The 13,188-nt window shown below is 39.2% G+C and carries 13 protein-coding genes and 1 tRNA gene; 6 read left to right on the forward strand and 8 right to left on the reverse strand.

Annotated elements, in window-relative coordinates:
• The coding region (locus tag BM232_RS14830) for a hypothetical protein (RefSeq protein ID WP_425435545.1) at positions 1 to 206 on the reverse strand (206 nt) is incomplete at its 3' end.
• Between the two features lie 523 nt (positions 207 to 729).
• On the opposite strand from BM232_RS14830, the gene BM232_RS11340 reads away from it, so the two are divergent.
• Positions 730 to 1,581, forward strand: coding sequence for a DJ-1/PfpI family protein (locus tag BM232_RS11340; protein WP_091714771.1), 852 nt, complete (start codon positions 730 to 732; stop codon positions 1,579 to 1,581).
• A 186-nt stretch (positions 1,582 to 1,767) separates the two neighbouring features.
• Here BM232_RS11340 and BM232_RS11345 read toward each other — a convergent pair whose 3' ends face one another.
• The 3 genes from BM232_RS11345 to BM232_RS11355 all read right to left on the reverse strand — a co-directional run bounded on the left by BM232_RS11345 (position 1,768) and on the right by BM232_RS11355 (position 4,735).
• Entirely contained in the window at positions 1,768 to 3,396 is a 1,629-nt protein-coding gene (locus BM232_RS11345; protein ID WP_091714774.1) for a methyl-accepting chemotaxis protein, read from the reverse strand.
• 574 nt (positions 3,397 to 3,970) lie between these two features.
• Positions 3,971 to 4,076, reverse strand: a tRNA-Ser gene (locus tag BM232_RS14915).
• 110 nt (positions 4,077 to 4,186) lie between these two features.
• On the reverse strand, positions 4,187 to 4,735 hold the full coding sequence (locus tag BM232_RS11355; protein WP_091714778.1) for a hypothetical protein: 549 nt from the start codon (positions 4,733 to 4,735) through the stop codon (positions 4,187 to 4,189).
• A 332-nt stretch (positions 4,736 to 5,067) separates the two neighbouring features.
• Here BM232_RS11355 and dndB point away from each other — a divergent pair, with 332 nt between their 5' ends.
• Genes dndB through BM232_RS11380 form a run of 5 tightly spaced genes read left to right on the forward strand, consistent with a single transcriptional unit; the run spans position 5,068 to position 11,398 of the window.
• A complete protein-coding gene (dndB, locus tag BM232_RS11360; protein WP_091714780.1) occupies positions 5,068 to 6,138 on the forward strand; it encodes a DNA sulfur modification protein DndB in 1,071 nt (356 codons plus the stop codon).
• A 5-nt stretch (positions 6,139 to 6,143) separates the two neighbouring features.
• On the forward strand, positions 6,144 to 7,700 hold the full coding sequence (gene dndC, locus BM232_RS11365; protein ID WP_091714782.1) for a DNA phosphorothioation system sulfurtransferase DndC: 1,557 nt from the start codon (positions 6,144 to 6,146) through the stop codon (positions 7,698 to 7,700).
• A 6-nt stretch (positions 7,701 to 7,706) separates the two neighbouring features.
• Entirely contained in the window at positions 7,707 to 9,701 is a 1,995-nt protein-coding gene (gene dndD, locus BM232_RS11370) for a DNA sulfur modification protein DndD (protein ID WP_091714784.1), read from the forward strand.
• Between the two features lie 2 nt (positions 9,702 to 9,703).
• Positions 9,704 to 10,051 carry a DNA sulfur modification protein DndE gene (gene dndE, locus BM232_RS11375; RefSeq protein ID WP_091714786.1) on the forward strand — a complete coding sequence of 116 codons (348 nt, stop codon included), beginning with the start codon at positions 9,704 to 9,706 and terminating at the stop codon, positions 10,049 to 10,051.
• A gap of 15 nt (positions 10,052 to 10,066) precedes the next feature.
• Positions 10,067 to 11,398 carry a class I SAM-dependent methyltransferase gene (locus BM232_RS11380; protein WP_091714789.1) on the forward strand — a complete coding sequence of 444 codons (1,332 nt, stop codon included), beginning with the start codon at positions 10,067 to 10,069 and terminating at the stop codon, positions 11,396 to 11,398.
• 30 nt (positions 11,399 to 11,428) lie between these two features.
• On the opposite strand, the gene BM232_RS11385 is transcribed toward BM232_RS11380, so the two are convergent.
• Genes BM232_RS11385 through BM232_RS11400 form a run of 4 tightly spaced genes read right to left on the reverse strand, consistent with a single transcriptional unit; the run spans position 11,429 to position 13,188 of the window.
• Positions 11,429 to 12,460, reverse strand: coding sequence for a DGQHR domain-containing protein (locus tag BM232_RS11385; RefSeq protein WP_091714792.1), 1,032 nt, complete (start codon positions 12,458 to 12,460; stop codon positions 11,429 to 11,431).
• A 19-nt stretch (positions 12,461 to 12,479) separates the two neighbouring features.
• A complete protein-coding gene (locus BM232_RS11390; protein ID WP_143092285.1) occupies positions 12,480 to 12,677 on the reverse strand; it encodes a hypothetical protein in 198 nt (65 codons plus the stop codon).
• A 4-nt stretch (positions 12,678 to 12,681) separates the two neighbouring features.
• The gene (locus BM232_RS14985; RefSeq protein WP_091714796.1) at positions 12,682 to 12,909 is read right to left on the reverse strand and encodes a hypothetical protein; all 228 of its coding nucleotides are present in this window, start codon (positions 12,907 to 12,909) and stop codon (positions 12,682 to 12,684) included.
• Between the two features lie 27 nt (positions 12,910 to 12,936).
• Positions 12,937 to 13,188, reverse strand: coding sequence for a hypothetical protein (locus BM232_RS11400; protein ID WP_091714798.1), 252 nt, complete (start codon positions 13,186 to 13,188; stop codon positions 12,937 to 12,939).

Genomic DNA, 13,188 nt, shown 5'->3' on the forward strand with positions numbered 1-13,188 from the left:
TCTTTTGCTGGAGAAGCAATGCCTCTTCCCAATGCTGTGACGGTAGCTGAGGCACCGTTCAATAGACTGTCAATGGCATCGGTTAATGCACACCTTCGGCGTGAATGCATATCAGGCGTGACAAGTGACATTGTTTTCTTCAATATAGGATGAACATTCATGGTGTTTTCGGCTGGTTGTATTTGTTTGGCGATAGATCTGATCACCAAATGCCATGAATGTTCCCTAACGTATCAACTAGACCATTGATTATTAGTAATTATTTGTGGGGATAGCTCAGGGTCAGAGTGATTGACCCATTGATTGGGTGCTATCCCTGCCAAACAAGCTATTTTTTTATTCTGCCCTCCTAAATATTCTTTTATAGAAAGTCAGCTATTTAACCAATCTTAACGTGAAATAACTCATTTTTAACCTACTTTTACACACTAATATCAAAGCTTTTTAAAAATCATAAACTCAATGACGAGGCCATAAGATATGTTTAAAAACGCTTACCAAATAGCACGGACAGTATTAATAATACAGGCGATAACCTCCCAAGTTGTCATCGCACAGGATCAAACAAGTCCTATTGAGTTTGACAAAATAGACGTTGTAAGCGACAGCCCGGATGGCTATATCGTCTCCAATACAAGCTCTGCTTTATGAATACTTCAGGGGCAGAGTTCGCCCTGATGATGGTACGACGGCTTACTTATCTGCTGCAATTAAATATTAGGACGCCATATGAAAAGACGTAAATTTATGCAGCTTACAGGACTGTCGTCGCTTCTAGCGGTAATGGGGAAGTCACCTATCGCTTCAGCTTCGACTTCAGAAAAAGCGTCAACAAAGCACCTGAGTTCTCATGCAGAGGTGATGGCAAAGTATAGCGACCTGTCATCAGGGCCTAAACTCACCATTGTAATGTTGGTCTACCCAGGTATGTTTCTGCAAGACTTAGTCGGGCCTTTAACCGTTTTTGAGTCTTTATTAAACAGAGATATTCACTTAGTTTGGAAAGATACTAACCCTCTTGATAACATAAATAATTCACCGATTCCAATCACACCAACAACTTCTTTTAATGATTGCCCAAAAGAATGTGATGTCCTATTTGTGCCTGGCGGTGTACCAGGGACTTTTGATGTTATGGAAGATCAAGAAGTGCTAACTTTCTTAAAACGACAAGCATCATCGGCAAAATATGTAACGAGCGTCTGTACTGGCTCGCTCATTCTAGGTGCTGCTGGCTTACTAACCGGTTATAAAGCAACGTCAAATTGGTTAACCTTAGAGGCTTTAAGTAAGTTTGAGTCAATCCCCGTTAAAAAGCGTGTTGTGGTGGATCGCAACAGAATTACAGGCGCTGGCGTCACAGCAGGAATAGATTTTGCCTTAGTGATTGCAGAAAAATTGAGGAACAAGTTCTGTGCCGAATCAATCCAGCTTTATTTAGAATATGATCCTCAACCACCATTTAATGCTGGCTCCCCTGATACTGCACCCAAAGAAGTGGTAACGTTTCTTGAAACGATGTTCGTCTCTGTCAAAGATATTGTCAATACTATTGCCAAGAGGACATATAAAAGACTATGACGATACCTCAGAGTCAGAGTAAAAATAGCTAATTATAGATAATCGCAGTATTTATCTTCGTCGATAAATACTGCTTTTAACTAGTTTGTAGACTCAACCTCATTTATACCGCCCCCACTCAATCAAGTGGGTCTTACTCTGCCCAAAATAGCTCAAAATATCGATAAAACTAACAAGCTAATAGGCTCAGAACTTAAACCGGTTAGCCAGCTTACTCAGATGTTCACTTTCATTACCCAAAACCAAACATGACTGTTCTGTTGATTGAGCACTTTCTGCAATCCGATCAGACGCCATATATATTGTGGCAATACTTTCACTCAAACTCCTGACGACGGTACTCTGTTGTTCCGTTGCTGTGGCAATCTGACTACTCATACCTGCAATTTTGTCTGAGACTTTTAAAATATTACTAAATGAAACACCGACCTCTCGTACCTGGTTTAGGCCTGATTGCATCTGTTCTTGGCTCGTATTCATCATATCTGCTGCTTGCGTTGCATTGTGTTGAAGTGAACTAATAACTTCAGCAATCTCTTCGAGTGATGACTGTGTTTTATGCGCCAAATTACGCACTTCATCAGCAACAACGGCAAAGCCTCTACCCGCCTCACCTGCTCTGGCAGCTTCAATAGCCGCATTTAATGCCAGTAAATTTGTCTGCTCAGTCACGCTTGAAATGACTTCAGAAATAAGTGTGATGTTATGGCTATCATGTTGTAATTTCAAAACCACGTCGGCGGTCTGACTAAGGGCTTGTGCCAAGCTCTCAGTATGCTCAATAGATTGCTGTATCTTACTACCACTATCTTGAGCCTCATTCCGAGCTTGTTCACTATATTGTGAAGCTTCAACCGTTCTTTCAGCCACTTCATCAAATCCGACATTCATTTGCTCAGTTGCTGCAGCAATCTGAGAGATTTCACTGCGTTGAGTATCGAGGTTTTGTGACGTATCTTGCATACGAGTTTGTAATTCATTACTTGTTACTTCCAATGAATTTACACTGTCATTTATCTCCTGAGCTAATGTCGTTAATCCTTGCTGCATCTGGTCGAAGTAGAAAGCAGCAGCGCCTAACTCATCTTGAGCAAACTCATCTAAGACTAAACGTTCGCTCAAATTCCCCTGCTCTACAGATTGCATTTGTCGGATCAATTTATCTAAAGGCACTGTCACTTTTCGTGTGATGAACAACACCATTATCAACATGAAGGTGACTGATATAACTCCCACTATTGCTGTCTGCTTAACTAACAGCTGGATATGCTCAGCCTCTTTCTCTTTAATCGCAATCGCTTCGTCTTGTAATTCCTGTTGCAAGTCACTCAACAAATCTACAATGGCATTAAACGGTGCCAACATAGGCCCCAGCATCTCTTGTCTGGCATCTTCTATACGGCCTTGATCAATCAACGCTAAATAATGCTGCTGCATAGCGATATATTGCGTTATTTGCTGCTGAAAGCTTTCTATTTTCTGCCGTATTTGTGGTGTATCAGCTAAGCTCAACATATGCGTCATCGCATCAGCCATTTTGTCATTATTAAAATCAATGGTGACCAGGATTTTCTGATGCTCATTCGCATCAGCAGTTAAGCCGTAATCCAGAGCAAAGCGTCTGTATGTCACAGTGTAATAACGAAGATCCGAGATAGTAGTCAACAGACTCACATTACGATCAACTACAGAAACAAATTTATTTTGTAACTCATAGATAGCGATTAGAGGGTAAATAGCCAAGGCAAGAATGATAACTATCGATGTACCAAAGGTGATACGCAAAGCTTTAGGTATGGAGATTTTTTTAAACATGGCTATTTCCCTATAAACAAGGCTAAACAAATAAGGGAAAACTTAACGTTCATAGAGGCCTTAGCCACCTCCCTTAAACAAGGCCATAATTTAATCAATCTTAATGATTTAGTATAACGATTATTTCTTGTTATTTTAATCGACAAAACAGATTAATAAACAGCTGCCGCCAAAACCATACAGCTAGTAAAGTGCTGTTATTTAGTTACTGCATCAAAGAAGAGCCCTAGGGAAGTTTTGTATTGTTTTTAAATACTGTTTGATTCAGTATTCAGGCTTCATTTGTAGAACCAAAAATTGGATATTTCAGATGGAGGTATTGTTAGGATAAATTTCAAAAGAATAAGGAAGAAATAACAGGCATAAAAAAAGCGCTTAAGAGCGCCTGATGCTGATTATTTTGAGAGGTTAAAACCAGAGTTTTCACCTGCGCCTTGAGTGTTACCATCAAAGTTACCACTAAAATTGATGGGAAGTACATAGAGACATCTGAGAGCCCAGGAAAGCCTAAACGAGTAAAAACATTTATAAAGCTTGTTTTATGGAAGGTTTTGGATGTTTATGGGGAAGGAAATGGAGGCTGGGGTCGGAATCGAACCGGCGTTAACGGAGTTGCAGTCCGTTAATTATATATGTATTTCAGAGTGTTACACAAGAAACACATTCTCTGACACCCAATCTAATAAATTTCTTTATTTTTTTCTTCAAAATTACCACCTAATTCTTAGCTTTGCGCAAACATCAATTAATCAGAAGTATTATCCATTATACACACGAGCCAGGAAATTTCTTAGATGAGATCGCCTATTGGATTTTTCGAAGTCACGGTTAGTGCTCTAATCCAGTGAATACGATTCTCTGTATACGTTTCCATGTAAATATACAGCTGCTCTTTAATATTCATCATAGCCATTATATCTCTTACAAACTCCTTCCCCATCCATAAGTCAGCTTCCCAGGCTGGCTTCCCTCTTACCTTACGATAAGTGCCAACTCCCTTTGGCGGTGGACTAAGTATTGGGACATTATCTTCCTTATACTTTCTATACATACGACTTCCAAACTCGTCTCTTTTATGAAAGTCATCCAGAGTAGCTGTTAGGTTACTTACCCCTAGCTCTCGACCAATAATCTGAGCTATAAAATTATGACCAGATAGTTTCTCTGAATAGAGACACTCACCGTAAAGAATGACCGATGGATAGTAATCGTGAACATGGTCAGAAGGTTGATAAGATATTGGTCTATTTGTATAAAGATTGTAATGCAGAGATGCATCGCACTTGAGGTCAGCACTCTTAACCATAACTACCACTTCATCATAATTTCGTCCGGTCATAATAGCTCCGCAACACGATTTAGTTTGCTTGATGCTGGTAGTATTTTCTGAGAGATTTTTTGCATTTTGATAAATCCAGTACCTTTCAGGCCATAGATCACATCTATAATATGTTAGATCGATATTACCTAAGCTTAAATATCACCATAAACGTGATGTTCAGTTAATATCCTTCTAGAAATCTTCTAAAAAGTAATGAAAGAGACTATGCCAACCTTGGCTTTTAATATGAAATTATGAAAGCTTTTTTAAGAGTTCCCTCAGATTTTTAGTGACACACTTAAGCTATATACGTAAAATAATTACGTCATAAACGTAAAATTTAACATACAATGAATACTGGATACTGTTATAACTTCCCTGCCGTAAGAGGCACTCAAGCCGGTCGCCCTTTCTACGTTGCAACGTGCCCATTAAGAATCATTCCAAGAATATTCATGTTTGATGAGGACGAGCTTCCTGCAGACTTGCGTGCTCAAAGAACTTTAAACAAGTCTAGAATCCCAGAAATGGTAAATTATTTAGTAAACAATCCTAATGATTATATTTTTTCTGCTTTGACGGCTTCAGTAGGAAGTGAAGTTAGGTTCAAAGAAAATATAGACAGTACTAATGTGGGAACTTTAAGTATACCTCTTGAAGCAAAAATACTCATTAATGATGGACAGCATCGAAGAAAAGCTATTGAAGAAGCTATATCGGAGTGTCCGGAGTTAGGTCATGACAATATAGCTGTGCTTTTTTTCATCGATGAGGGCCTTCTTAGAAGTCAACAAATGTTTGCTGATCTCAATAAATATGCCATCAGACCAAGTCCTTCCTTATCCACGCTATACGATAAAAGAGAAGAATCCTCCGAATTAGCTCGCTACCTTGCGATGAATGTAGCTCCATTTAAAAGTTTTACAGAGTTAGAGAGGTCGAATATATCCGTCAATAGTGGAAAACTTTTTACCTTGAGTGGTATCAAGCAAGCCTCACGAGCATTATTAGGTAAAAAACCTAAAGATAATTACACATCAGAGGATCAAGAGAAAGCGGCTTCTTACTGGACGAAAGTATTTGAAAATATTGATGAATGGAGAATGATTTATCATAAGGAGCTTTCCGCTGTTGAAGCAAGGAAGGATTTAATTGTCGTCCATGGTCTAGGTTTACATGCATTAGGCACTTTGGGGAATACCTTACTGAAGAAATATCCTGAAAATTGGGAGTCAATTCTAAAAGAGTTAAAAAAAATCGACTGGCGAAAAGCCAATCCAGAATTTCAAAAAAGGAGCATGCTCCATGGAAAACTTAGCAAAGCACAAACCAATATTACTCTTACTGCAAACTACTTAAAACTTCAGTTAGGGATAGAGTTAACGGATGATGAGTTGTTAATTGAAGAAAAGGTCAATTGATACTGATGACTGATACGAATCTATCTAAAAAATATCAAGATTTTCTAAGTACAGAACAATTTGCAGATACTGAAGCAAAGCACTTTATTTTAGACGTACAAGAAGTATATTTGAGTGATAACCGTCCCTGGGTAATTGGCTATAGTGGGGGTAAGGACTCAACTGCTGTTCTGATTCTGATATACCTTGCTTTATTGGATCTACCCAAGGCTAAGAGACATAAACAAGTATTTGTCGTTGCTTCAGATACGCTTGTTGAAACACCTGTTGTTGTAGACCACATCACTAAGTCACTTGATGCAATTCAGCTCGGTGCAATTCGTGATGAACTTCCTATAACTACGCATAAGGTCATACCTGATACCAAACAAACATTCTGGGTTAATTTGCTAGGTAAAGGTTATCCAGCTCCGACACGTCAATTCCGCTGGTGTACTGAACGTTTAAAAATAGATCCGGTGTCTGACTTCATAAAGGATAAAGTATCTAAATATGATGAGGTGATTGTTATATTGGGCTCACGGAGTCAAGAAAGTCAGTCTCGAGCTCAGGTAATTGCTCGGCATAAAATTACTGGTACCCGTTTAGCTAGACATACAACCCTCACTAATGCATTTATCTATACCCCAATTGATACTTGGTCTGTGGAAGATGTATGGAAGATCATCAAAGATCTTGATGAATATGACGCACCTTGGGGCGCCAGTAATTATGGATTATGGCTTCTTTACCTAGGCTCTAGTCAAGGTGAATGCCCCATGGTAATCGATGAATCGACTCCATCCTGTGGTAACTCAAGATTTGGCTGCTGGACATGCACCGTAGTCACAAAAGATCGTGCAATGGAAAGCCTTATCGAGTCTGGGGATGACTGGATGGAACCACTACTCAAATTCAGAAATATGCTCGCTGAAACTGGAGTTGTAGAGAACAAAAATACCTTCCGAAACCACAAAAGAAGAACTGGAAGAGTTTCTTACAAATGGGCTACCAAAGGACAGGATATTACTGATGAGCGTGGACACATCCCTGGGCCATATTGGCTTTCCTACAGAAAAAAATGGCTCAAAGAGCTTCTGGAAATAGAAAAGACTCTGAATGAAAAAGGTCATTCAATAGAGTTAATTACTAAACCCGAATTGCATGCTATTCGCAAAGAATGGCTAACTGACCCCAATGAGCCAGACTGGGAAGACTCTTTACCCCAGTTATACCGTTCTGTTTATAACGCTGACCTAGACTGGGTCTATGATGACAATGTGAACTTTGATAAGCACGACGCTGAAATTCTCAAAGAATTAGGGGAAGAGCACGGTGTCGATGCTGAGATGATCATGAAACTCATTGAAGTCGAAAATTCAATGGCTGGATTAAGCCAAAGAAGAGGCATCTTTAACAAGCTTGAAAGTGTTCTAAAACAAGACTGGGGTAGCTACGAGGAAATCCTAGATAAACACTCAAAATACCAAAGTAAAAAAGACTTTGATATTCATGCAGATCGAATTAAAAAGCTTGATGATGCGGTCAGCCAACTCGAGAAACTCGATCGAGAATTCAACTAAAACAACATGATCATTAAAAAACTTATACTAGAAAACTTTAGAGTTTTTCGTGGCGTTCATGAAATAGAACTTGCACCTCAACCACACCACGGAAATGACTCACACCAAAGACCAATCATTTTGTTTGGAGGCCTCAATGGTGCAGGTAAGACCTCGATTCTTAATGCAGTTCGCCTAGCGCTTTATGGAAAAAATTCACTCGGCTATTCGATCTCAAATGAAGATTACAAGAACTATCTTCAATCGCTTATCCATCATGAATCATCCGGCGAGCAATCAAAGCATGGCGCGAGTGTAACTCTGGTCTTTGACTTCAACCACAATGGTGAAACACATGAGTACACAATCAAGCGCAGTTGGGGTGAAGGTCAGGCTGATACTTTAAATGTCTTCCATGGTGACTTACTCAAAGAAGAGCTCAGCCAAGCTCAAGGACAAGGGTTCCTTAATGAGTTGATACCCATAGGTGTTGCAGATCTTTTCTTTTTTGACGGTGAAAAAATCGCAGAACTTGCTGAAGATAGCTCTGGGAAAATACTCCGAACAGCCGTTCAAAGGCTTCTTGGCTTAGATTTAATAGCTAGACTTCAGAGTGACCTTTCTATACTGCTAAGGCGCTCTAATGTTAAAGCAATGCCTGAGAGTGCAAAAAAACAACTCCAAGAGCTAGAAGAAAAACAGAAGAAGCAGGAATATGAAGCTGAGATTCTTGAAAATGAAATCTCATCACTTCACACCACCATTGTTTCAATCAAAAAGGAGTTATCTCAGGCTGAGCAAGCACTGTCTGAAAATGGTGGTGAATGGGCAAAAAGCAGGCAAGCAGAACAAACCAAATTAGATCAACTGTTGAGTGAAAAAGTTGAGCTGGAAAAAGCTATACGACTGGAGATGGATGCGTCGTTTCCTTTATCGCTCGCACCAAAGACTCTCAAAGCCTTGTTGATAAAGCTTGAGACTGAATCGGAGCTGAAACAACAACTCGCATTCAAAACACAATTGAGTGAATTTTTACACAAAGTTGACCAGCGCTTGGATAGCGTGATACCTGACAATACTGGCGTGATGGCTATGTTGAATGACGTTGCAAAACAATATTCGGATATAGTTGCTGAGAGCATCGAGCTAGACATCTCTGACAGAGAGTTAGGTCAACTGCAATATCAAATAAATGAAGCAGCTTTGAATAGTAAATATAGATTTACTGAAGCTAAGGAAAGGCTTATCTCAGTAGAAGAGCAAATTGAGAAAATATCTGTAAACATCGCTCGAGCACCTGAACAAGAGCGTTTAAATGATCAAATTCAGATTATTAAAGGCCTCAACTCAAAATTAACAAACAAGCTACTTGAGAGAAAAACTCTTATTAACGACGCGAAGAGGACATATCGAGACGCTGCAGCTACAGCACGAAAACTGCAATCGCTTCATGATAAATATCGCACAGACTCAAATGAAGAGGACTCCCTTGATAATGCTCACAAAGCAAACAGTCTTCTGGGTGACTTTTCTGAGAGAATAAAACTTTCAAGGATAGAGCTGCTTCAGTCAGCCTTTATAGACAGCTACAAAAAACTAGCTAGAAAGGAAGATTCGGAGCTGTATGCAGAGATTGATGCTGAGACCTTCGATGTAAATCTTGTAAATCAGCATCACCAAAAAATAAATCGAAAATCCCTCTCTGCTGGTGAAAAACAAATCTATGCTATTGCAATACTGGAAGCACTTGCCAAAGCGTCTGGACACAAGTTACCAATTATCATCGACACTCCACTTGGCAGGCTAGACTCAAATCACAGGGACAACCTTGTTGAAAATTATTTTCCTCAAGCAAGTCACCAAGTAATCATCCTGTCCACTGACACTGAAGTGGACAAGCAATATCTGGAATCGATGAAAAACTCAATATCTCGCTCATATGAAATTAAATATGATTCTCGTGATAAGTGTTCGAAAGTTGAAACCGGATATTTCTGGGTAAAAGAAAGCGTTGAGGTATAACCATGCTGCCAAACAGAATGACTCTAGATAAAAAAACAGAAGAGCAGCTGAAACGGCTCAAACAAAATATTGGTGTGACTCCAAATGTCCTAGCCAGGATCGCTTTTTTCCGGTCTATCGAGTCAGGTTATGAATATACTGCTAGTGAAAGAAAGCTAGATGGCAACTTGGTACTTGATAAGGTAACTTGGCTTGGAGACACAATGCTTTTGACAGAACAACTCTTACGCTCTAAATATCCTAGCTCCAGGCCGAAAGAACTTATGACATGCTGGGCAGCGCATGTAGAGGATGGAATAGCATCTTTGCGAAACCATAGAACACTTTTAAGCTTTACCAGCAACCTATAAGTTTACTAAAAGATTATGTCTACCGAACAATCAAGTGCTTCAAATGAAGAAACTATTAATTGCGTCGTAGGTGCTATTTCTGGCCGAGATAATGCGCAAATCACGTGCAGTATAGAGTCTCCCTCCTCTGAAATTTTTGGCTCTTTTACATCGGATCATCTTGCGTCTTCTGCCTCATTTCTAACTATATTTCTAGCTTTAGTTACAACTCTTTACACCATCTGGAGATACCGAAGAGATAGTGAATCGCAACAAATGCAGATCCAAACCGAGAAAAACAAGCTTCATAAGCTCGATCAATTACAAAAAATTGAGAAATTTTATGGGCCCTTTAATGCTCTTCGTGAGGAGTCATTCATTCTTTATCAACATTTCGCACTCGAAGAAAAAGCCAGACTTAAAGAAGATGGAAAGTCCTTCCGAACACTGACTTATCTGACAGAGATAGACGAGTCAGGCTTTGTAGGAATTGAAAAACTTGCACCTCAAGATCAATCGATCTTGAAAAACATATTACAAATCTCAGACAAAAGCCTAGAGCTTATTGAGAGTCATGGTGGCTATATTGATAACTCCGCACTCCATACGTTACTTGGGAAACTTGCTGCACACTTCAGAATTATCAAACTTGCTGCAGATGGAGAATTGGAAGGTCTATCAGAAACTTTAAAAGACATCGTATTCCCAAGAGAAATCGATGGAGCAATAGATAATGAGATCGCTAAAATCGAAAACTCAATTAATCAAAACAATACCCAGAAAAAATATTGCCCCAATGAAACAGTTAAATTCTACGATGAGAACTCACATCAATATGCTTTGAAAACAAAAAAGGCTGATATGTCAGCTGTTTATGGAATCTTCACTAGTTATATTCCCAAAGGAGCCAAGATACTCGATGCAGGTTGTGGGGTAGGCCGGGATACTAAATATTTTATTGAGAGTGGATACAAAGTCAGATCATTCGATGCTTCAAAAACAATGGTAGAAATTTGTAATGAGTATCCCTTCGCATATTGTGAAAGACTGACCTTCAGCGAAATAGAGTTTGGGCCAATATTTGATGCTGTTTGGGCATCTGCGTCATTACTCCACCTAAACTCAAATGAAATAGAAACCGCCTTGAGCAAGCTCTGGCAGTGTCTCAAAACAAATGGCTATCTATACTTCTCTTTGAAGGAAACATATAGCGAAATTGATTCAAGAAAATATTTTGTCCATGAGGAAGATAAATTAACAACTTTACTGCTCAATGTATTGGAAATGAGGCTAGTCAAGTATTGGGAAACCCCCAGCTCAATTAATAAAGAAGATCGCTTCAAAAACTACATCTATAAAAAAGTCTGAATCGCTAAGTTATCACTACTTAGAAATCATTCACCCAATTAGATCTCTAATTACCTTTTTATCCTCTTCGGAACACATCAGTTCATCCACGGATTTGAGTCCAGAAGAAACCAATAGACTATTTTTTACTCTAGTTCTGGCCTTTGATTGCACCCCAAAAAAATTAGAACTAAAGTTAACTTTCTTTACATTTGACAGCAAAAACACAAAAAACTCGATAGTGTATTTATGATCAGCGCCATAGCGCTTCGTTACTTCTTTCAAGAAATCAAATGAAGCTTGGATACCCAGCGTCCTTTTTAGGATAACGCCCCCTTCGTGTTTGTCCCAGATCTCACCTTTAAGCACAAAAAAGTAGTTTGAAATCAGTTCGTATAGGCTTTTATCCTTGCTTCTAATGTAGAGAGCTCTCAAAGGCGCGTTGTTAGTATTATCTAAAGTTTTAAGTAATGTTCTATCCCTCTCACTAAGAGTCACTTTATGAAGTCTATTTCGGTCGTTTTCAGGCTTAGAGCTTATAAGGCTCAAAATACCATCTACTACTGAAGCCATAGAAATACTGGAATCTGTTTTACTTCCACTTAACCCCAGCTTAATTAGATTTTTTAGCGGAGAGTCATCGTCAGAGGCAAGTACACGAGCTAGATAAACGGCCAAGATTTCTGGCCCCCAAGTCTCAGCAGTGCCCTGTTCCATATCAAATTGAAAAAGGTTGTAAGCCAAGTTTTTATCAACTCTTTTTTGGGTTGTATTGATTTTTGTGAATAGCTGGGCATGGTATGGCATCGGAAGGTCAATAAAAACAGAACATACCAAAGGCATATCTTTTTGTGAGGAATTTTCAAACCCAAAAACTCTATGTTGCCCATCAATTATGGATGCTAATTGCTCTCCGGTAGGAATCGTAAGGTAATAATATGTAGAATTATCATGGTAACTAACCTCCTCAATCGCGCACCTAAGCTTTTCATCATCCACAAACTCACCTTCAGGGTTGTAATTAGCTCCCAAGATAATTGCGTTTGGAAAGCATGCTTCTACTTCTTCTGTGTATGCTCTTATTTGCTCTAATCTCGTCTGTTTATGTTCTCTCTGTACCTTTGATGAAGTCTTTCAATTTTCCAAATGAGTCTAACTGCTCATCTTGTCGTCCATCATTCAATAACTCGGCTCTAACTGAGTGACAGGTATCCAGTAAAACCCTGGCGGGTATAGAAACCATGAAGAAAGAGCCTAATGGTTGATCTACTCTTATTGCTTGTGCTCTGAATGGATACATTCTGCTAATCTTCCCTGTCATGTAATTTGCTGGCAGCGGGGACTCTGTGCCCAGTTGAATCTATCTCTGGATGCTCATCACCATCGAACTTTTCATCATTTACATCCACTATCAAAGCCAAAACTATAGTCAGTATCGTCCCTGCGTAAATAACAAAGTTTAAATCCCAGATTTTTGCATTACCTTCAAACAAATACCCCCAAAAAATCAAAGTAGCAGCAATAATTCCCAATACAAGGGCTAAGAATGGCTCTTCCCTCTAAAGATTGTTTCCATCTTTCAAAAATGAGTCGATGAGTAATCCACCAAGTATGGCAATTGAATAGGTAAACAAACTCTGAGAGCTGAGCTCTTTAGTGATTGCCCATGGCAACCAAACACCCATTCCGCCAATAAGTAAGAATAAGAAAGCCCACCCAACAAACTTTGGGCTCTTGAAGCCATTTTTAATTCGATGGCCAAAACTCTCTAATATCTGACCCCAAGAATTTTTCCTAACTTTAAATGCCAT

Origin of the sequence: Methylophaga sulfidovorans (genome assembly GCF_900114205.1) — a bacterium.
Taxonomy (GTDB): domain Bacteria; phylum Pseudomonadota; class Gammaproteobacteria; order Nitrosococcales; family Methylophagaceae; genus Methylophaga; species Methylophaga sulfidovorans.